Annotated in this window: 19 protein-coding genes, 1 pseudogene and 1 riboswitch; of the genes and pseudogenes, 10 read left to right on the forward strand and 10 right to left on the reverse strand. The window is 65.5% G+C overall.

Features of this window, described 5'->3' with window-relative positions; translation table 11 throughout:
* Nucleotides 1-11: 11 nt before the first annotated feature.
* The 5 genes from D580_RS0109000 (at nucleotide 12) to D580_RS0109020 (ending at nucleotide 4,411) form a co-directional block, all read left to right on the forward strand.
* Nucleotides 12-851 carry a hypothetical protein gene (locus tag D580_RS0109000; RefSeq protein ID WP_018954073.1) on the forward strand — a complete coding sequence of 280 codons (840 nt, stop codon included), beginning with the start codon at nucleotides 12-14 and terminating at the stop codon, nucleotides 849-851.
* A 206-nt stretch (nucleotides 852-1,057) separates the two neighbouring features.
* A complete protein-coding gene (metA, locus tag D580_RS0109005; RefSeq protein ID WP_018954074.1) occupies nucleotides 1,058-2,137 on the forward strand; it encodes a homoserine O-succinyltransferase MetA in 1,080 nt (359 codons plus the stop codon).
* Between the two features lies 1 nt (nucleotide 2,138).
* Complete coding sequence (locus D580_RS0109010; protein ID WP_026289847.1) at nucleotides 2,139-3,467, forward strand: MFS transporter; 1,329 nt, start codon at nucleotides 2,139-2,141, stop codon at nucleotides 3,465-3,467.
* Complete coding sequence (locus D580_RS0109015) at nucleotides 3,464-3,814, forward strand: hypothetical protein (protein WP_018954076.1); 351 nt, start codon at nucleotides 3,464-3,466, stop codon at nucleotides 3,812-3,814. Before D580_RS0109010 ends, D580_RS0109015 begins: the two co-directional genes overlap by 4 nt.
* A gap of 393 nt (nucleotides 3,815-4,207) precedes the next feature.
* Complete coding sequence (locus tag D580_RS0109020) at nucleotides 4,208-4,411, forward strand: cold-shock protein (protein ID WP_018954077.1); 204 nt, start codon at nucleotides 4,208-4,210, stop codon at nucleotides 4,409-4,411.
* A gap of 211 nt (nucleotides 4,412-4,622) precedes the next feature.
* Here the strand turns inward: D580_RS0109020 and D580_RS0109025 are convergent, their stop codons facing one another.
* From D580_RS0109025 to pap, 6 genes and pseudogenes are all read right to left on the reverse strand, one after another.
* Entirely contained in the window at nucleotides 4,623-5,093 is a 471-nt protein-coding gene (locus D580_RS0109025) for a GNAT family N-acetyltransferase (protein WP_018954078.1), read from the reverse strand.
* 107 nt (nucleotides 5,094-5,200) lie between these two features.
* A complete protein-coding gene (locus D580_RS0109030; RefSeq protein ID WP_018954079.1) occupies nucleotides 5,201-5,422 on the reverse strand; it encodes a DUF2061 domain-containing protein in 222 nt (73 codons plus the stop codon).
* Nucleotides 5,423-5,612: 190 nt separating this feature from the next.
* Nucleotides 5,613-7,106 carry an ArnT family glycosyltransferase gene (locus D580_RS0109035; protein ID WP_018954080.1) on the reverse strand — a complete coding sequence of 498 codons (1,494 nt, stop codon included), beginning with the start codon at nucleotides 7,104-7,106 and terminating at the stop codon, nucleotides 5,613-5,615.
* A 113-nt stretch (nucleotides 7,107-7,219) separates the two neighbouring features.
* Nucleotides 7,220-7,911: pseudogene (locus tag D580_RS15380) on the reverse strand (glutamate synthase-related protein); the annotation flags it as partial.
* Nucleotides 7,912-7,914: 3 nt separating this feature from the next.
* Entirely contained in the window at nucleotides 7,915-9,804 is a 1,890-nt protein-coding gene (gene thiC / locus D580_RS0109045; RefSeq protein ID WP_018954082.1) for a phosphomethylpyrimidine synthase ThiC, read from the reverse strand.
* A 46-nt stretch (nucleotides 9,805-9,850) separates the two neighbouring features.
* Nucleotides 9,851-9,953: riboswitch (TPP riboswitch) on the reverse strand.
* Nucleotides 9,954-10,197: 244 nt separating this feature from the next.
* On the reverse strand, nucleotides 10,198-11,685 hold the full coding sequence (pap, locus tag D580_RS0109050) for a polyphosphate:AMP phosphotransferase (protein ID WP_018954083.1): 1,488 nt from the start codon (nucleotides 11,683-11,685) through the stop codon (nucleotides 10,198-10,200).
* 162 nt (nucleotides 11,686-11,847) lie between these two features.
* Between pap and D580_RS0109055 the strand changes: the two genes are divergently transcribed.
* From D580_RS0109055 to D580_RS0109070, 4 genes are all read left to right on the forward strand, one after another.
* Nucleotides 11,848-12,504 carry a protein-L-isoaspartate O-methyltransferase family protein gene (locus tag D580_RS0109055; protein WP_026289849.1) on the forward strand — a complete coding sequence of 219 codons (657 nt, stop codon included), beginning with the start codon at nucleotides 11,848-11,850 and terminating at the stop codon, nucleotides 12,502-12,504.
* An 18-nt stretch (nucleotides 12,505-12,522) separates the two neighbouring features.
* Nucleotides 12,523-12,846, forward strand: a complete 324-nt coding sequence (locus D580_RS0109060) for a rhodanese-like domain-containing protein (protein ID WP_018954085.1) — start codon at nucleotides 12,523-12,525, stop codon at nucleotides 12,844-12,846.
* A gap of 107 nt (nucleotides 12,847-12,953) precedes the next feature.
* Nucleotides 12,954-14,276, forward strand: a complete 1,323-nt coding sequence (locus tag D580_RS0109065; protein ID WP_018954086.1) for a TolC family outer membrane protein — start codon at nucleotides 12,954-12,956, stop codon at nucleotides 14,274-14,276.
* 4 nt (nucleotides 14,277-14,280) lie between these two features.
* The gene (locus D580_RS0109070; protein ID WP_018954087.1) at nucleotides 14,281-14,844 is read left to right on the forward strand and encodes a hydrolase; all 564 of its coding nucleotides are present in this window, start codon (nucleotides 14,281-14,283) and stop codon (nucleotides 14,842-14,844) included.
* A gap of 282 nt (nucleotides 14,845-15,126) precedes the next feature.
* On the opposite strand, the gene waaA is transcribed toward D580_RS0109070, so the two are convergent.
* The 4 genes from waaA to hldE form a co-directional block, all read right to left on the reverse strand.
* Nucleotides 15,127-16,374, reverse strand: a complete 1,248-nt coding sequence (waaA, locus tag D580_RS0109075) for a lipid IV(A) 3-deoxy-D-manno-octulosonic acid transferase (protein ID WP_018954088.1) — start codon at nucleotides 16,372-16,374, stop codon at nucleotides 15,127-15,129.
* An 81-nt stretch (nucleotides 16,375-16,455) separates the two neighbouring features.
* Entirely contained in the window at nucleotides 16,456-16,992 is a 537-nt protein-coding gene (locus D580_RS0109080; RefSeq protein ID WP_018954089.1) for a D-glycero-alpha-D-manno-heptose-1,7-bisphosphate 7-phosphatase, read from the reverse strand.
* Nucleotides 16,989-17,600, reverse strand: a complete 612-nt coding sequence (locus tag D580_RS0109085) for a D-sedoheptulose-7-phosphate isomerase (RefSeq protein ID WP_018954090.1) — start codon at nucleotides 17,598-17,600, stop codon at nucleotides 16,989-16,991. Before D580_RS0109085 ends, D580_RS0109080 begins: the two co-directional genes overlap by 4 nt.
* Before the next feature lie 87 nt (nucleotides 17,601-17,687).
* Nucleotides 17,688-19,112: a bifunctional D-glycero-beta-D-manno-heptose-7-phosphate kinase/D-glycero-beta-D-manno-heptose 1-phosphate adenylyltransferase HldE gene (gene hldE / locus D580_RS0109090; protein ID WP_155999790.1), complete on the reverse strand. Its 1,425-nt coding sequence runs from the start codon at nucleotides 19,110-19,112 to the stop codon at nucleotides 17,688-17,690.
* Nucleotides 19,113-19,239: 127 nt separating this feature from the next.
* Here hldE and lpxL point away from each other — a divergent pair, with 127 nt between their 5' ends.
* Entirely contained in the window at nucleotides 19,240-20,163 is a 924-nt protein-coding gene (lpxL, locus tag D580_RS0109095) for an LpxL/LpxP family Kdo(2)-lipid IV(A) lauroyl/palmitoleoyl acyltransferase (protein ID WP_026289851.1), read from the forward strand.
* Nucleotides 20,164-20,183 lie beyond the last annotated feature (20 nt).

The following is a 20,183-nucleotide window of genomic DNA, read 5'->3' on the forward strand; positions in this document are numbered from 1 at the left end:
CGGAGCCTTCCGTGAGACTCACCCGCCAGGAATTCCGCGACTGGCCGCACAAGAGCATCACCCTGCTGGGCATGTCCGGCGTGGGCAAGACACGCCTGGCGCACATCCTGCGCCAGCGCCACTGGTTCCATTACTCCGGTGACTACCGCATCGGCACCCGCTACCTGGACGAGCCGATCCTGGACAACATCAAGCACCAGGCCATGCAGGTGCCCTTCCTGCGCGAGCTGCTGCGCTCGGACTCCATCTACATCCTGAACAACATCACCGTGGACAACCTGCAGCCGGTGTCGAGCTTCCTGGGCAAGCTGGGCGACCCGGAGCGGGGCGGCCTGCCGCTCACCGAGTTCAAGCGCCGCCAGGCCCTGCACCACGCCGCGGAGATTGCGGCCATGCGCGACGTGCCCGAGTTCATCGGGAAGGCGCGCAGCATCTACGGCTACGAACATTTCGTGAACGACGCCGGCGGCAGCGTGTGCGAGCTGGACGATCCCGAGACCCTGGAACTGCTGGCCGAGCACACCCTGCTCATCTACATCCAGGCCACCCGCCAGGACGAGGAAGAGCTCATCCGCCGCGCCGAATCCGCGCCCAAGCCCCTCTACTACCGGGAGGCCTTCCTGGACGAGCAGCTACGCGAGTACAAGCAGGCCCACGCCATCGAGTACGTGGCCCAGATCGACCCGGACGACTTCGTGCGCTGGATGTTCCCGCGCCTGTTCCGCTCCCGCATCCCCCGCTACGAGGCCATCGCCCGGGACTACGGCTACACCATCACCACGGAAGAACTCGGGCGGGTGAAATCGGAACAGGACTTCCTGGCGCTGATCGAAACGGCCTTGGAGAGATAAGTACGAATTGGGAATTGGGAAGTGGGAAGTAACCCCATAGGGCGGCCCGCGGCCGCCATCACCAAGACCCAAATACGGGCAGGCGGACATTGCCCGCCCTTATATGTCCCGGAAGGATAGGGACGACGCGGGAATTGGGTAGTCGCAACGAAAGGATTAGAATCAACCCCATTCCCACTTCCCAATTCACACTTCCCACTTCAAAAGTGCCCCTCGTCGCCCACACCGACCTGCCTACCTTCACCCGCCTCGCCGAGGAAGGGGAGACCGTGCTGTCCGGCAACATCGCCCTGCAGCAGGAGATCCGCGAGCTGCACATCGGGCTGCTCAACATGATGCCCGACGCGGCCATCGCCGCCACCGAGCGCCAGTTCTTCCGCCTGGTGGGACAGAGCAACCAGATCGCCCAGTTCTACATGCACCCCTTCACCCTGGACGCCCTGCCCCGGGGCGCGGAGGGGCGCGCCCACGTGGAACGCTTCTACGAGAGCTTCGAGCAGATCAAGCGCGAGGGCCTGGATGCCCTGATCATCACCGGCGCCAACGTCACCCAGCCGGACCTGTCCATGGAGCCTTTCTGGGAACCGCTCATCGAGGTGATCGACTGGGCCGCGGAGAATGTCACCTCCACCCTGTGCTCCTGCCTGGCCACCCACGCGGTGATGCAGTTCCGCCACGGCCAGCGCCGCCAGCCCCTGGGCTTCAAGCGCTGGGGGGTGTACGACCATCGCGTGCTGGATCGCAGCCACCCGCTGGTGGCCGGCGTGAACACCCGTTTCGACGTGCCCCACTCCCGCTTCAACGAGATCAACCGCGCCCAGTTCGAGGCCGAGGGCCTCAAGGTGCTGGTGGAAAGCGACCAGGCCGGTCCGCACCTGGCGGTGAGCGAGGACGGCTTTCGCATCGTGTTCTTCCAGGGTCACCCGGAGTACGACATCATCTCCCTGCTCAAGGAGTACAAGCGCGAGGTGAAGCGCTTCGCCGCCGGCGCCATCGACACCTATCCGCCGTTGCCGGAGAACTACTTCTCGCCCCGCTCCCAGGCCATCCTGGAGGAACATCGGGAGCGCGTGGAGGCAGCGCTGGCCCGGCGCGCCCCGGTGCCGGATCTGCCCGAGGCCCTGATCACCTCACACCTGGACAACACCTGGCACGACAGCGCCGAAGCGGTGATCAACAACTGGGTGGGCATGGTCTACCAGCTGACCCACATCGACCGCCGCCGTCCCTTCAAGGACAACGTGGATCCCGCCGACCCGCTGCGCTCCCTGCGTGGCGGGCACTGAGGTGTCAGAACCCGCCTCCAGGCTGCCGCGCCCGGCAGCCGCCCTCTTCGACCTGATCGCCAGCGACGAGGACGCGCGGGTCTGCAAGGACATCCCCGAGGCCGCCTGCCGGGAGATGCCGCGCAACTTCTTCCTCACCATCCTTTCCAACACCGCCAGCAAGATCGGCGACGAACTGGCCAGCGCCAAGCTGGTGCTGGCCTGGCTCATGGCCGCCCTGGGCGCGCCCGGCTTCCTGGCCGGATTCCTGGTGCCGGTGCGCGAATCCGGATCCCTGCTGCCCCAGCTGTTCGTGGCCAGCCACATCCGGCGCGCGGCCATCCGCAAGTGGTTCTGGGTGGGCGGCAGCATCGGTCAGGGGCTCGCGGTGCTGGGCATGGCAGTGGTGGCCCTCACCCTGAGCGGCACCGCCGCGGGCTGGGCGCTGCTCGGCCTGCTGGCCCTGTTCGCCCTGTCCCGGGGGGTGAGTTCCGTGGCCTCCAAGGACGTGCTCGGCAAGACCATCGCCAAGACCCGGCGCGGCACGGTGATGGGCTACGCGGCGGCCCTGGCCGGTTTCGTCACCCTGGGCGTGGGCGGCTGGGTCAGCCTGCGCGCGGAAAGCACCGACAGCGTCGGCTTCTTCGCCGTGCTGCTGATCGCGGCGGGCCTGATGTGGTTTGCCGCCGGCGGCATCTTCGCCGCCGTCAAGGAGGCACCCGGCGCCACCGAGGGCGGCGGCAATGCGGTCAGCGAGGCGCTGCGCTCCCTGGGCCTGATGAAGACCGATCCGCTGTTCCGCCACTTCGTCATCACCCGCGCCCTGCTCATGAGCACCGCGCTGGCCATGCCCTTCTACGTGATCCTGGCCCAGCAGCAGACCGGCGGTAGCCTGGGGAGCCTCGGGCTCATGATCATCGCCACGGGGCTGGCCGGCGGCCTGAGCGCGCCGGTATGGGGACGGCTCTCGGACCGTTCCAGCCGCCTGGTGCTGGTGGCCTCGGGGGTAGTGGCCGGCGCCCTGGGGCTGCTGACCTTCGGCCTGTCCGGTGTTGAAGGCGCCTGGGCGAAGAGCGAAGTCCTGTTCGCCGCCCTGTTCCTGGTCATCGGCATTGCCCACTCGGGGGTGCGCCTGGGGCGCAAGACCTACCTGGTTGACATGGCCACCCAGGACAACCGCGCCGCCTACGTGGCGGTGAGCAACACCCTGGTGGGCGCCCTGCTGCTGGTGGGCGGGCTGTTCGGCGTGGTGGCGGACCTGGCGGGTGTGGCCGCCACTCTGGCCCTGCTGGGCCTGATGTCACTCCTGGGCGCGGTCAGCGCCTGGCGACTGGAGGAGGTGCAACGATGAACCTGTTTCGAACCCTGAGCCCACTGCTGATCATCCTCTGGGCCGCTGGGGCGGCTGCGCAGGCGTCCTTCGAGACCCGCCTGGTCTCCATTCATCCCATCGACTGGCAATTCGCCGACGGGCGAGTCACGGAGGCCTTTCTGGTGCTGGAGGATGGCCGGGAGGTCCGCTTCGCCCACGAACGGGTGACCGAGTTACAACCGGGCGAACGCCTGCGCCTGCACCCCTCCGGGCGCAGCATGCGGGAACGGCGCATTCCGGTGATCTGCACCCTGGAAAGGCTGGACGCCGGCGGTACGGTTTGGCAGTCCACCCGCGGCAATCTGTGTACAACCGGGGAGCTTTAATAAGGCGGCCCTTTAATTCACTCACCTTGTCACCTATGGTGAATCGTAGGCCGGACAAAGCGCAGCGGTGTCCGGCATAAGCTGCCCGATGCCGCTTGCGCTCTATCGGGCCTACGAATCTTGCGCGATGGTCTCGTTATTTAATGGCCGGGGTAATAGGAGTGAGGAGATAAGGGTGAGGCGTCATAGCCCCCCTCACACCTATCCCTCACCCCTGACAAAATATCGCTGGCGATTCCCCGAACGGCCGCGTATAGTGGCACTCGCAGTCTGTTCTTGCAGTCAGAGTCGGAAGTCCCCTGTCGTTTCGTTACCGCAGTCACTCCCGCCGGTTGTTCTCCAGGAATCCGCTGCATCACCGTTTGTTTCCTGATATTTGAGGTTTATCGAGTTATGTCTAAAGGCACTGTGAAGTGGTTTAACGAAAGCAAGGGCTTCGGCTTCATCACCCCCGAAGATGGCGGCAAGGATGTGTTCGTGCACTTCTCCGCGATCGAAGCCAGTGGTTTCCGCACCCTGGCCGAGGGCCAGCAGGTCTCCTTCGAGGTGACCAACGGTCCCAAGGGTCTGGCCGCTGCGAACGTCAAGCCGGTCTAAGATCAGTCTGCCGAAAGCAGATACCTGGAACCCCGCCTTGTGCGGGGTTCTTTTGTTTTGTCCGTGAAAAAGACCGGCATACCCAGCAGATCAAGACCGGGGACCGGGTAAATCGACAGGATTAACATGATTTACAGGATTGGGTCATGAAAGACGAGTCCTTGTCTCAAATCCTGTAAATCATGTTAATCCTGTCCAATGCTGTTTTGACTCATGCCCGATGCCAGTAACGCAGGGCGTAGTCCCGGGACTCATCGCGCACCGGCAGGCGCTCCAGGCCCCGCCGCTGGAAGAACGGCTCGGCGTCCGCCTGGGCCTTGATCAGGACACCGTCCAGCCCCAGTTCGCGGGATCGCTCCAGGCAGACCGCAAGCAGGTGCGCACCGATACCTTGACGCTGCCGCTCGGGATCCACATACAGGCCATGGAGCAGCAGGCCTGACATGCCCTCGGGCAGATCTGCCCGCTCCGCTGGCTCCCAGGCGGCCAGGCCCGTGACCACTGAATCTTCCTCCGCCACCCACACCTCCAGGTGCCCCAGATCCGTTTCGCTGTAGCGGTACAGGGGCAGGGACAGGCGCTTGACCCGCTCCGGGAGCCGCCAGGTCATGACGGCGCGCTCAATGACGCCATTGATGGCGGGCAGGTCGGCCTTGCCGGCGGCACGGTACGCGATGCTCATCGGGATGGATCCTGGCGTTTCAGTCATGGGCAATCCAGAGCCGGACTGCGACGGGCGCGAAGGCTTTTCATCGAGCATTGCTTCACGGCCTTCGCGGTCCAGCATTTTCAGGCGGCGATCGCAGGTCCCCGGGGGGTGGCAGACGCCCTGGCCGCGCGGCGGGCGCGGATGCGCTCCCAGACCTTCTCGTGGAAGTGGTAGGCCACGGTGTTCACCAGGGGTTCCACCAGGGCCACCAGACCGCCAATCACCACGCTGCCCGTGAGTGCGAAGACGACGGCGAAGGCGACGCTGAAGTGCACGATGGCAAAGCTTGCAGTCTTGATCATGGCGGCATCTCCTCATCAAACATGTTGCCTTGATGATGAGAGTAGGCAAATGAGAATCATTATTGAAATTGATTTTTCAAAAATACCGAATAGGCAGGGACTATCCGGCCATCGGGCAAGCCCCGCACGGCACCAGGAGGCCGACCGGGGGGCCGCTGAAGGAACAAGGGTTTGTCGTGCGAGCGGCTGCCTACTCGACCACCACCATGCCGAGACGTGCCACATGACGCGTCGGTGAAAACTTGAACGGGTGTTCTACATAGACGGGTTCGTATTCGTTGGGATCGACACCCAGATGACGGATCGCCCACTCAGTAACGCGCTCGGTCGGTTCGGCGGTTCCACGCCGGCCAGCATCCCACAGAATGATCAGCGGGCGACGTGCGGCGTCATCACTCTGCGGGGGGACGGCGGCCGCTGAACTGTAGGCTGGCTGGCGGAACTGGTAATGAAGGTTGCCGCTGATGAAGTAGTTGTGCCCGAGAATCAGTCCCTGCTCGAACCCCGTCTGCTGCCTGATCTGTGCAGCCAGTTCGGCGTAGGGCCAGTTAGCATTGGCCGGTCGCTTGATGTGCTCCGCCAGCGGGATACGCACCAGGGTGAAGGTGACGGTGATCGCCGCCAACGCGATACAGGTGCGCGCATACCACCGTACGCGACGGGCGGTGAGCACGCTGTCTGGCACTACAGCGAAAAAGACCAGAGGTGCGAGAAAAAACAGTGGCAACACCCAACGCACCTTCGGCTTCCCCAGGTTTAGCGCAACGACGATGACGGTCAGGATCACCAAGGCGATCAGCATGTAACGCACCAGCAGGCGTGCGTGGTCGCCGGCTGGCCTCAGGAGATGCGGCCAGCCGCGGTGGAAGAAAACCAGCAGGACCAGCCAGAGCGGGCTCAGGAATGCCAGCGTGGTGTTGAGATAAAGGTGGGGCAGCGCATCCAGGACACGGAAGCTGTCCCCTCGGTCATGAACCCGGAGAAACGCCGTCCCTGCGGACAGATTCTCCGCCAGCCACAGCAAATGGGGGATCATCAGCGCAAAGGCGAGGATCAATGCCGCCACAGTGCGCCAGTCGAGCACCAGTCGACGACCTGAGGGTATGGTAAGCAGCGCCAGCGTGATGGCGGTCAGGAAGAAGGCGAAGTTGTACTTGGACAGCAACCCGCCGGCGATGACGCCACCGGCGAGAACGTAGTGCAGATGAGTCGCGCGCCGCGACGGGCTTTCCTCCACCCACCTCAACGCATTGGCCGTCAGTGCCAGAAAGGCCGCCGCCATGACCAGCACCGCGAGGCTATGGGTCAGATCACGCTGGGCCTCCCAAAGGATCTCCGGAATCAGAAAGAGGCTGAGCGTAGCAAGTACGGCACGGCGCTCGTCTCTCAGAAGATCGCGGGCAGCGAAATAGACGAACAGGTAAGTCAGGAAAAGGAGCGAATTGCGGGCCAGCAGCATCGTCAGCGGATGCATGCCAAGGAACTCAGCCCACAGTTTCACGTACCAGACGAACATGGGAGGCTGATCGGTGTACCCCGACAGCCACCACTGGGTAAACAGCACGATCTCCGCCTCGTCCATTTCAAACGAGTCGGAGAAAAAGGGGCGGTAGAGGGCGTGTATGGTGAAGTAGGCGGCAAGGCCCAGCAGGAGCGTGCGAGCATTCAGTATCGTCGAAGTCATCGTCGCCACAGGTGCGTTATCGGGTTCAGGTCAGCCCCTGTTCCGGGATGCGGGGAGGCTGTGGTGGCGTGAGCGTACCGGACCGTGCCTTGGACCGTCCACATCCGTATATCGTGGCCGCAGGTTCGGGCCATGACCTGCATCAGCGCCGACGAACTCTTCAGGAATCGCGCCACAGCCGTGCCGTCCCTTCGTCCACATCCAGCCGCTTGCGCAGTTCCGGGTCCTGTGTGGCGATGCCCGAGGGACACCGGTTGGTGAGACACATGCGCGCAGCCACGCAGCCCACCGCCTGGATGGCGCTGTTGGCTATCGCGATACCGTCGGCGCCCAGGGCCAGGGCCTTGATGAAGTCCTCGGGCGTGACCAGATCCGTGAAGGCGGGCGGGGAGACGGCATCCTGCCCGGGCTCGATACCACGCACCTTCGCTATCTCCTCGGTCACCTTGCGGCCCGGCAGATATCCGCCGACGCCGGTCTTGGCCGAGCCCCGGGCCAGTGCCAGCTTGGCCTCCCGGGAGAGCGAGCCGAAGCTCATGTCGGAGACGAACAGCGGGATGTCGAGCTTGAGCGGGCGCTTCGCCCGCGGCCCGATGACGAGTTCAGTACCCACCTCGGCATCCTGGGGAAGCGGGCGGGTGGCGAGCTGGGCGGTGAGGATCTGGATGTCATCCCAGCAGGGCAGCTCCGCCCGGGGCACGCCTATGGCCACGATCTCTCCGTGGGGACCGGTACGCTCCAGCCCGTGAACGAGTTTGAATCCCACGAACCCCGCCTTGCCTCTTGCTTCTGGCGGCCTCCGGCCGCCTTACACCTCCCGGTAGATCTGCGCCCCCTTCTCCACGAATTCCACCGCCTTCTCACGCATACCCTGCTCCAAGGCCTCCTGTTCGGTGAGACCCTGCTTGGCGGCATAATCACGCACATCCTGGGTGATCTTCATGGAGCAGAAGTTGGGGCCGCACATGGAGCAGAAGTGCGCCACCTTGTGGGCCTCCTTGGGCAAGGTCTCGTCGTGGAATTCCCGGGCCCGCTCGGGGTCCAGGGCCAGGTTGAACTGGTCCTCCCAGCGGAACTCGAAGCGGGCCTTGGACAGCGCGTTGTCCTGCACCTGGGCACCGGGGAAGCCCTTGGCGAGATCGGCGGCGTGGGCGGCGATCTTGTACGTGATGATGCCGTCGCGCACGTCCTGCTTGTTGGGCAACCCCAGGTGCTCCTTGGGGGTCACGTAGCAGAGCATCGCGGTGCCGTACCAGCCGATGTTGGCGGCACCGATGCCGGAGGTGATGTGGTCGTAGGCCGGCGCGATGTCGGTGACCAGGGGGCCGAGGGTGTAAAAGGGCGCCTCGAAGCAGTCGCTGAGCTCCTTGTCCACGTTCTCCTTGACCCTATGCAGGGGCACGTGGCCGGGACCCTCGATCATCACCTGCACGTCATGCTCCCAGGCGATCTTGGTCAGCTCACCCAGGGTCTCCAGTTCGCCGAACTGGGCGGCGTCGTTGGCATCCGCCAGACAGCCGGGGCGCAGGCCGTCGCCCAGGCTGAAGGCCACGTCGTAGGCCTTCATGATCTCGCAGATCTCCTCGAAGTGGGTGTAGAGGAAGTTCTCGCGGTGGTGGGCCAGGCACCACTTGGCCATGATGGAGCCGCCCCGGGAGACGATGCCCGTGACCCGGTCGGCGGTGAGCGGCACGTAGCGCAGCAGCACGCCGGCGTGGATGGTGAAGTAGTCCACCCCCTGCTCCGCCTGCTCGATCAGGGTGTCCCGGAACAGCTCCCAGGTCAGATCTTCGGGCTTGCCGTTGACCTTCTCCAGGGCCTGGTAGATGGGCACGGTACCGATGGGCACGGGGCTGTTGCGCAGGATCCATTCCCGGGTCTCGTGGATGTTCTTGCCCGTGGACAGGTCCATGAGGGTGTCGCCGCCCCAGCGGCAGGACCACACCAGCTTCTCCACCTCCTCCTCGATGCTGGAGGTGACCGCGGAGTTGCCGATGTTGGTGTTGATCTTCACCCGGAAATTGCGCCCGATGATCATGGGCTCCAGTTCCGGGTGGTTGATGTTGCTGGGGATGATGGCCCGGCCCGCGGCCACCTCGTCACGCACGAACTCGGGCGTGATCAGCTCCGGGATCTTCGCGCCGAAGGGCTGGCCGGCATGCTGGCGCAGCAGCTTGGCGTAGCGGGGGTCGGCGCGCATCTCCTCCAGACGGCAGTTCTCGCGAATGGCCACGAACTCCATCTCGGGCGTGATGATGCCCCGGCGGGCGTAGTGCATCTGGGTGACGTTCAGGCCGGGGCGCGCCCGGCGCGGCGCGCGGATGTGCTCGAAGCGCAGGGCGGCCAGCTGCGGGTCGGCGGCCCGGGCGCGGCCGTACTCGGAGCTGGGCCCGTCCAGGCGCTCGGTATCCTGGCGCGACTCGATCCAGGCCTCGCGCAGCGCCGGCAGGCCCTGCATCAGGTCGATGGACGCAGCCGGGTCCGTGTAGGGGCCGGAGGTGTCGTAGACGGTGATCGGCGGGTTCTCCTCCGCCCCCATGGAGGCCTGGGTGGGCGCCTGGCTCACCTCCCGCATGGGCACGCGGATGTCCGGGGTCGAGCCCTGGACGAAGATCTTGCGGGAACGGGGGAACGGCCGGGTGATCTCCTCGGAGAGCCGGGCGGTCTTGGCGATGAAGTCCTGTGGGATGGCGCTCATGGTGTACCTCGCGTGGGGAGCGGGGGAGGTACGGAGCGGCTGTGGAGGCGTGGCTCCGAAGCTTCCCTCCGCCGGTATGATCCGGTTCAGGTTCCAAGGGTATTTCTCAGCCCAATCGGTCGCTCCGGTGGGCACCCCTAGCCTCGTCTGTGATTTGAAACTATAGCAGCCCGGTCGGGTTTGCTGGAATAGTGGCAAGTAGCAAGTGGCTAGTGGCATGAAAAATCAAAGGCTTGCCGCAGAGGCGCGGAGAAGAACTGACTCGACAGGATTTACATGATTAACAAGATTTAAAACATGGATTTTGTGGTTTCTGATTCAATCCTGTTAATCATGTAAATCCTGTCCGATCCTTTGACTTTTCTGCGCCTCCGCGCCTCTGCGGCAGCCTTACTAATCCAGCACCGCTTCCAGGCGCTCGCAGACGGTCTCGATGACAGCGACCCGGGCGAAGCGCTTGTCCTCGGATGGCACCAGGGTCCAGGGGGCTTGCTCGGTGCTGGTACGGAACACCATCTCGTTGATGGCAGCCTCGTACTCGGGGCGCTTCTCCCGGTTGCGCCAGTCCTCGTCGGTGAGCTTGTGCTGCTTGTAGGCGGTCTCCTCCCGGGCGCGGAAGCGGGCCAGCTGCTCGGCCTCGCTGATGTGCAGCCAGAACTTGTGCACCAGGATGCCGTGCTCGCAGAGCTGCTGCTCGAAGTCGTTGATCTCGTGGAAGGCCCGGCGCCACTGCTCCGCCCGGGCCAGATCCTCCACCCGCTCCACCAGCACCCGCCCGTACCAGGAACGATCAAACACGGTGATGCGCCCGCTCCCCGGCACATGGCGCCAGAAGCGCCAAAGGTAATGATGGGCCAACTCCTCGTCGCTGGGGGCGCCCACGGGGATCACCCGGTGCAGCCGGGCATCGATGCCCGCGGTGAGCCGCCGGATGGTGCCGCCCTTGCCCGCCGCATCCCAGCCCTCGAACACCAGCACACTGGCCCGGCCGGCATCGTGGGCCTTCCAGGTCAGTGCGCGCAGGCGCCGCTGAGCCTCCTCCAGACGCTTCTTGTACCGAGCCTTGTCCAGGGACTGGCCCAGGTCCACCTGGTCCAGCACCGTGAGTCGCGCTTCCTCCGCCTCGGGCAGGCTGGGGGCGTGGGACAGTATCTCCTCCCGGTGCACGGGGCCCTCGGCATCCAGCCGTTCCGTGATGGCCTTGAGCAGGGTGCGGGCCACGGTCAGGTCCCGGTAGCGGGGGTCGGTGGCCTCGATCAGATACCAAGGGGCGAGCGCCGTGTCCGTGGCCTGGATGACCGTCTCGCCGACGCCGACAAAGGCCTTGTAATCCAGCAGCTTGTCGCCGTTGCGCCGGCGGGACCAGCGGCTGTCCGGGTCCTGCTTGCGTGCCTTGAGCCGCTGTTTCTGGGTGTCCTTGTCCAGATGGAACCAGAACTTGAGGATCAGGGTGTCCTCCAGGGCCAGCATGCGTTCCAGGTCCCGAATGCGGGTGGCGGCAGCCTCCACCCGCGCCCTATCCCACTCGCCGGTGGTGCCGCGCATCAGCGGCTCGGCATACCAGGCGCCGAAGAACAGGCCGATCTTTCCCCGGGCGGGCAGGCTACGCCAGTAGCGCCAGTAGCGCGGGTGCGACTGCTCCTCGCTGGAGACGTCCCAGAAGGCGTGGGTCTCGGTGCCGCGGGTGTCCAGCCAGCCGTTGAGACGATTGACCACCTCGCCCCGGCCCACGCCCTCGACCCCTTCCACGATCACCAGCACCGAGACCCCGCTGTCGCGCAGGCGCTGCTGGGCCTCCGTGAGCCCGGCACGCAGCGCCGGCAGGGCTTCCTTGTAGTCGGATTTTGAGACCTTGCGGCCCAGTTCGGCGGCTTCGAACATGCGGATAGATCCCGGCTGTGTGCGCTGCCCCTATAGCACACCGATTTCCCCATCGGGGCAAGCGGGACTTGCCCGGCCGGGGCCTTGTACGTACCCTTTGGCCGCTTAGCAACCCGAATAGATGCGGGTCACCCCCCTCAACCCAAGCAGGATGTCATGGTCATGAACTTCGAACAGGCCCGCTTTAACATGGTCGAGCAGCAGATCCGCCCCTGGGATGTGCTGGATCAGAGGGTGCTCGACGTGATCGAGCAGACCCCCCGGGAACTGTTCGTACCCGAGCAGCACCAGGGTCTGGCCTATGCGGACATCGAGATCCCCCTCGGCCACGGCGAGTCCATGATGGCCCCTAAGGTGGAGGCCCGCATGCTGCAGGCCCTGAACGTGCAGCCCACGGACGTGTGTCTGGAGATCGGCACCGGCTCAGGCTACGTCACCTGCTGCCTGGCCAAACTGGGCGCCCAGGTGGACAGCGTGGACATCCACGACGACTTCAAGTACGCCGCCATGAAGCGCCTGGAACAGCAGGGCATCACCAATGCCGCCCTGCGCCAGGGAGACGCCGCCCATGGCTGGACCGTGCAGCGGGAGCGTTACGACGTGATCGCCGTGACCGCCTCCCTGCCCGAGTACCGGGACTGCTTCGAGCGCCAGCTCAACGTGGGCGGGCGTCTGTTTGTGGTGGTGGGTCAGGCCCCGGTAATGGAGGCCATGCTCATCACCCGCCTGGGCGAGAATGAGTTCTCCCGGGAGATGCTGTTCGAGACCTGCCTCAAGCCCCTGGTAGGCACCGAGCCCAAACCCCGTTTCGTCTTCTGAGGACGGCCTGCGGCGACCATGCAGCAGCTCACGCCCCGGGGTCTGCAGGCCTGGCTCGAAGACAGCGGGCGGCCCGCGCCCCTGCTGCTGGACGTGCGCGAGCCCTGGGAATACGACATCGCCCACATCCAGGGCTCCACCCTGGTGCCCCTGTCCCGCATCCCCGCCTGGCTGACCGGGGCGGACCCGCAGCAGGAGATCGTGGTGATCTGCCACCACGGGGTGCGCAGCCACCACGCGGGGCTGTTCCTGGAACACCACGGCTTTTCCCGGGTCACTAACCTGGTGGGCGGGATCGACGCCTGGTCCCGGGAAGTGGATCCGCATCTTCCCCTATACTGATCCATCGACACCGCGTCCTTCTCAAGGAAGACCATCGCGGCTAGAATATTAGAAATATCTAATAATCAATTCCCTGCGGGGCATGCATCCGCACCATGGAGAGACCCATGACCACCCGACTGCATCGCATCCTCCTGTCCCTGACCCTGGGCACTGCGATCCTGCTGCCCACCAGCCAGGCGGCGGACCTCTGGACCATCTACCAGACGGCCCTGCAGCACGATGCCGAGCTGCGCGCCGCGGAGGCCGACTACCGGGCCGCACTGGAGGCCCGCCCCCAGGCCCGCTCCGTCCTGTTGCCCCAGATCGATGCCGGTGCCTCCCAGGCCCACACCCGCACCGAACCCTCGGGTTTCCCCAATACCAGCTACGACACCACCCGCTTCGACATCACCCTGAACCAGAGCGTCTACGACCACCGCAACTACGTGGCCCTGCGCCAGGCGGACCTGAGCATCGCCCAGGCCACCGCGTTCCGCGACGCCGCCCGCCAGGCACTGATCCTGCGCGTCGCCGAGGCATACTTCGACGTGCTCGCCGCCCAGGACAACCTGTCCTTCGCCGAGGCCGAAAAAGAGGCCATCGGCCGGCAGCTGGAACAGGCGGAGCGGCGTTTCGAGGTGGGGCTGATCGCCATCACCGACGTGAAGGAATCCCAGGCCCAGTTCGACATCGCCGTGGCCCAGGAGATCGCCGCCCGCAACCAGCTGGACATCGCCCGGGAACAGCTGGCGGTGGTCACCGGCCAGTACTACGAGGCCCTGGCCAGCCTGAGCGACCGCCTGCCCCTGACCACGCCGGAACCCGCCGACATGAACCGCTGGGTGGAGAGCGCCATCGACCGCAACCTGGGTCTGACCGCCCGGCGCTTCGCCACCGAGGCCGCCGCCGAGGAGATCAAGCGCCAGCGCGCCGGCCACTACCCCACCGTGGGTCTGCAGGCCAGCTATGCGGACATCGACAACAGCGGCGCCCCGACGGCCAACTCCCAGCTCCTGGACCGCACCGACGCCCAGATCGCCCTGCAGCTGCGCGTGCCCATCTACAGCGGCGGGCGCACCTCCTCGCTCACCCGCGAATCCCGGGAACGCTTCGACAGTGCCCGGGAACAGCTGGAACTGACCCAGCGCCTGACCGTGCAGCAGACCCGCAGCGCCTACCTGTCCGTGGTGGCCGGCATCTCCCGGGTGCAGGCCCTGAACCAGGCTCTGGCCTCCACCCAGGCCGCCGCGGAGGCCGCCGAGGCGGGCTTCGAGGTGGGCACCCGCACCGCCGTGGACGTGCTGCTGGCCCTGCGCGAGGTGTTCCGCGCCCAGCGGGACTACGCCCAGGCCCGCTATGAATTCGTGGTCAACACCCTGCGCCTGAAGCAGGCCGCGGGCACCCTGGACGAGCAGGACATTCAGGCCATCAACGCCTGGCTGGAGTGACCCCGTGCAGGCCCTCGGACTCTGCCACGCCGCCCATGCCCAGCTGCTGATCGTCGACGTCCAGGAGCGCCTGGCCGGCGCCATGGACGCAACGGCCCGGGAGGGCGTGGTGCGCGCCGCCGGGCGCCTCGCCCAGGCCGCCGGCCAGCTGGAGATCCCGGTGCTGGTCTCCGAGCAGTACCCAAAGGGACTCGGCCCCACTGTGGCGCCCCTGGCCGCGCAGCTGCCGGCCAGCGCCCGGGTGCTGGATAAGACTTCCTTCTCCTGCTGCGGCGATTCCGGCCTGCTGGATGCGTTGAAATCGGCCCGCCGCCCCCAGGTGGTGGTCTGCGGCATGGAGACCCACGTGTGCGTGCTGCAGACCGCCCTGGACCTGCTCGGCGCCGGCTTCACCCCCTTCGTAGCTGAAGATGCCGTCTGCTCCCGTGACCCGGCCCACAAGGCCAACGCCCTGCACCGCCTGCGCCAGGCCGGCGCCGTGGTGACCAATCACGAGTCGGTGATCTTCGAATGGCTGCGGGATGCAAGGCATTCCCAGTTCAAGGCCCTGTCGGGTTTGATCAAGTAGCAAGTGGCAAGTCTCAAGTGGCAAGGAAATTCAAAGAGTTGCCGCAGAGACGCGAAGGCGCAGAAAAATGCAATGAACAGGATTTTTCTGGATTGACAGGATAAGTACTTGAGTTTGAAACCCATTATTCATCCGATCCTGTGAATCCTGAAAAATCCTGTCGTTCTTTTCATTCGTACTCTGCGACTCCACATCTCTGCAGCAAGTCACTTCAATCCCAGCACAGCACCTGACCCTGCAGCCAGTGTCCAGACAACAAGCGGTTTTCCTTGCCACTTGAGACTAGCCACTTGCCACTTGCTCCACCCAGTCCACCACCCGCGCTACCGCGCCCCGGTTTTCTTGCACCACCCGCGCCGCCGACTCTCCCCGGCGTGAACGCTCGGCCTCATCGCTCAGCAGCGCGATGAGCCGCCCGGCCAGGGTGGCCTCGTCGGCCACCACCTCCGCCCCACCCGCCTGCACCAGGGCGTCAAACACCTCGCGGAAGTTGAACACGTGGGGGCCGGTCAGGACCGGAAGTCCATGGGCCGCCGCCTCCAGGGGATTGTGCCCGCCGGTCGGCACCAGGCTGCCGCCCATGAAGGCCACCCGGGCGAGGGGAAACAGTTCGGGCAATTCGCCCATGGTGTCGCCCAGCCACACCCGGGTGTCGGGTCCCGGCTGCTCACCCCGTGAACGCCGGGCAGCCGGCATCCCCGCCGCCCGACACAGCTCGGCCACCGCCTCGAAACGCTCCGGATGCCGGGGCACCAGGATCAGCAGGGCGTCCGGCACACGTTCGAGTACCCGCCCGTGGACCGCGAGCAGACGCTCGTCCTCGCCCTCGTGGGTACTGGCCGCGATCCATGCCGGTCGCATCAGGGGCTTGATCCCCGCCCCACCTGCCGGCAGTTCCAGGTCGTATTTCAGATTGCCGGTCACCCGCACCCGCTCGGGCCTGGCGCCCAGCCCGATGAACCGCTCGGCATCCTCGTCCGACCGGGCCGCCAGCGCGGTCACCGCCCCCAAGGCCTCGGCCACCAGGGGCCGGATGCGCCGGTAGCCCCGGAATGAACGCGCCGAGAGCCGCCCGTTGACCAGCATCACCGGCACCCCCTGCCGGCGGCAGGCGGCGAACAGATTGGGCCAGAGTTCCGTCTCCATGACCACGAGCAGGCGCGGCCGAACGGCGCGCAACAGGCCGCGCATCAGATGGGGCAGATCCAGGGGCAGGTAACGGTGCTCCACCGTCTCACCCAGACGCCGGCGCAACTCGGCAGAACCGGTGGGCGTGGTGGTGGTGACGAGGATGCGGTGATCCGGGAAACGGGCCATTAGCGCGCGCACCAGCGGCACCGCGGCCACCACCTCCCCCACGGAGACCGCATGAACCCAGAGGCGGGGCGCAGCATCCAGGCGCGGCCCCACGGCAAAGCGCTCCCCCCAACGCCGCCGGTATTCCGGATTGCGCCGGGCGCGCCACAGCAGCCGCAGGGCCACGAGGGGCCACAGCAGGTACAGCAGCAGGGAATAGAGGCTACGCCACATGGCTATCGCGGTATCCGGACAGGCTCGTTCGACACGGCCCGGATGTTAGCACGGCGCTGCGCGGTCAACCGCGCGGGGGAATCAGCCTGTACCCGTGATGATCTGAGCGATGTGCTGCCAATCCGCACAGACGTGATCGGCAGCCGCATCACGCAAGGCATCGTCTCGTTCGGATGGGAGGGCGAGTAAGATGGTACGGCAACCCGCCTCGCGACCCGCCTCGATGTCCGATGCCTTGTCGCCGATCATGAAGCTGTGCGCGGGGTCCACACCCAGGACTTCGGCCGAACGCCGGATCATCAGGGCAGAGGGCTTGCGGCACTCGCAATGCGCTTCGGGCGCATGTAGACAGTACTGGGCATCGTCGATGAAGACGCCGCGCTCCGACAAGAGCTCCAGCAGCCGCCCGTGCACTGCCTGGACGGCATCAGCACCGAAGTACCCTCTTCCGACACCCGACTGGTTACTGATAATGGACAGCCGATACCCCGCATGACGGCAAGCGGCCAGTGCTTCCGCCACGCCCGGGAGCAGCTCCACCTGATCCGGGTCGCTGGGGTAACCCACATCCACCATCAGCGTGCCGTCGCGGTCCAGAAACAGGGCCTTACCACTCATGCGCGGGAATCGCCGTCATACTGGTTCGGAATGCGCCCCTCGGCGACGGCCTCGTCCACAGCCATGCAGATCAGATGACCGATGGTGATGTGACTCTCCTGTATGCGGGCGGTGTCCGTGGAGGGAACCTGAATACAGTGATGGGCAACGCCGGCCAGCTTCCCACCACCACTCCCGGTGAGCGCCACGGTGACGAGGCCACGCGCCCGTGCCGACTCGATGGCCTTGAGTACATTGGGGGAGTTGCCGCTGGTGCTTAGCCCAACAGCCACGTCACCGGAGCGACCCAGGGCCTGGATCTGGCGCAGGAAGATCTGCTCAAATCCGTAGTCATTCCCGATGCTGGTGAGGATCGAGGTGTCGGTTGTCAGCGCTACGGCAGCCAGCGGACGGCGTTCGAACATGAAGCGTCCCACCAGCTCCGCCGCCAGGTGCTGGGCATCTGCAGCACTGCCGCCGTTACCAAAGAAGAACACCGTCCTGCCAACGGCCAGGGCAGAGACCACCACCTCGATCACTTCGAGGATCCGGCTCGCCTGCTCGTCAGCAAGCTGCGTCTTGATCCGCGCGCTCTCGCGCAGCACGTTTCCAAGGGATTCCGGGGTCATGGGCGGTGTCCTGGCCGACGATTCAAGAGTGTTGCAAGGCAGATGGATATCACCTCTTCCGCATGATCAGGGCGTGCTCGACACACCCTATCCACGAATGAGGTCGATGATACTGCTGGTCGATGCGCCCTCCACGTAGGGCAGAACTTCCACACGCCCCCCGGAAGCACGCACGCACTCCGCTCCCGCGATCTGTTCAGGGCGATAGTCGCCGCCCTTGACCAGCACATCCGGGCGGACAGCGCAGATCAGGCGCTCTGGGGTATCTTCGCTGAAGGGCACCACCCAGTCCACGGAGGCAAGGCCGGCCAGTACGGCCATGCGCCGGGCCAGCGTATTGACCGGACGCTCATTGCCCTTGAGACGCCGCACCGAGGCATCGTCATTGACCGCCACGATGAGCCGGTCACCGAGGCGGCGGGCCTGCTCCAGATAGGCCACGTGCCCCTCGTGCAACAGATCGAAGCAGCCATTGGTCATCACCAGGCGCTCACCCAGGGACCTGGCCTCCTCCACTGCCAGCAGCAGATCTTCCTCCGAGAGGACGCTGCTCCAACCGCCCCGCTGGCGGCGCAGGGCACCGCGAAGTTCGGCCGGGGAAACGAATGCCGTGCCCAGCTTGCCGACCACGATGCCGGCCGCCAGGTTGGCCAAGCCGGCCGCCTCGGCCAGATCGCGGCCGGCTGCCAGTGCCGCGGCCACCACGGCAATGACGGTGTCGCCGGCACCGGTCACATCAAACACTTCCCGAGCCCGGGTGGGCAGGTGCAGGGGATCGTGACCCTGGCGAAGCAGCAACATGCCACGGTCACCCAGGGTGATGAGCAGGACTTCGAGTTCCAGGCCGGCGCGCATCTGCTCGCCTCGCTCCACCAATTGATCATCATGGGCGCAGGGCCCTGCCACCGCCTCAAATTCGGACAGGTTGGGCGTGATCAGGGTGGCGCCGCGATAGCGCTCAAAATCCAGCCCCTTGGGGTCTACCAGTACCGGCACACCAGCGGCGCGGGCCGCGGCGATCAGCTCAGGTGTCTGCTGCAGGGTCCCCTTGCCGTAGTCCGAGAGTACCAGCGCGGCAATGCCGGCAGTCAGCCTCCCGCATACGTCTTTCACCAGCTCGCTACCGTCTACCCCTTGCAGGGGTGACTCGAAATCCAGACGCAGGAGTTGCTGGTGCTGGCTGATCACACGCAGCTTGGTGATGGTGGGTACATCAGGGCAGGTCATGAAGCGGCAGTGAATCCCTGCACTGGCCAGAATCGAGCGCAGAGAGCTACCCGCCTCGTCATTGCCGACCAGTCCGGCCAGCTCCACCTGGACACCCAGCCGGGCCATGTTGAGGGCGACATTCGCCGCCCCTCCGGCCCGTTCCTCCGCATCCGTGACCCGAACCACCGGCACGGGGGCCTCCGGGGAAATGCGCGACACGGGTCCGGTCCAGTAGCGGTCCAGCATGAGATCGCCGACCACCAGAACCCGGGCCTGATCGAAAGGCGGCAACATCTGGCTCAAGGGGGGCTCCAGGAAAAGCGGATTTACACAAGGGAAGTCAGTGGTTGATTGTATCACGCAAGCCAATGAAGTCCTTTGGGTTCACCCCCCAGCCCCTGCTAGAATGCCGATTTTGACCGGCCCGCCCATGAGCAAGACAAGCCCCCCCCAATCCCTCTGGCACCCGCGCCACTGGCCCATGTGGCTGGGCGTGGGGCTGCTCTGGGCCGCCAGTCACATGCCCTGGCGTTGGCAGATCCGGCTGGGCGAAGCCCTGGGCAGCCTCGCCTGGCATCTGGCCAGAAGCCGGCGGCACGTGGCGCAGGTGAACGTGGATCTGTGTTTCCCCAGCCTGGAACCCGCAGCTCGCCGCGAATTGGTCCGGGAGCATTTCCGCGCCATGGGTGCGGCGCTGTTCGAGACACCCTTCGGCTGGTGGGCCGACGACCGACGGCTGCAACCGCTGGCGCATATCGAGGGACTGGAACACCTGAAGACGGCGCTGGAGGGCGGCAAGGGCGTCCTGCTGCTATCGGCGCACTTCACCACCCTGGAGATTGCCGGCCGTCTGCTCGTCCCGCACCAGCCCTTCGCCGCCATGTACCGTCCCCACGAGAACCCGGTCATCGAGTACTGCTTTCGACGCAACCGTGAGCACCACTGCCAGCGCGCCATCAGACGCGACAAGGCCAAGGATGTGATTCGTGCGCTGAGAGACAACCTGGTCGTCTGGTACGCGCCCGACCAGGCCTACAAGGCCAAGAACAGCACCATCGTGCCCTTCTTTGGCGTACCTGCCGCCACCAATAACGCCACGGCGCGCCTGGCGAAGATCAGTGGCGCACCCGTGGTGCCATTCTTCGGCTATCGCCTTCCCGGTAGCCAGGGTTATCGACTGGTGATTGGCGCCCCGCTGGAGCACTTCCCCATTGACGACGCCGAGTCCGATGCGCAGCGCATCAACGAAGTGGTCGAGAAGGCGGTCATGGAGGCCCCGGCTCAATACTTCTGGACCCATCGCCGCTTCAAGTACAAACGCAACTGGGGTATACCGGATCCATACCGAAAGTGAGCATGTTCATCACCATGGGG

It is taken from the genome of Thioalkalivibrio sulfidiphilus, assembly GCF_000377945.1.
Taxonomy (GTDB): Bacteria; Pseudomonadota; Gammaproteobacteria; order Ectothiorhodospirales; family Ectothiorhodospiraceae; genus Thioalkalivibrio_A; species Thioalkalivibrio_A sulfidiphilus_A.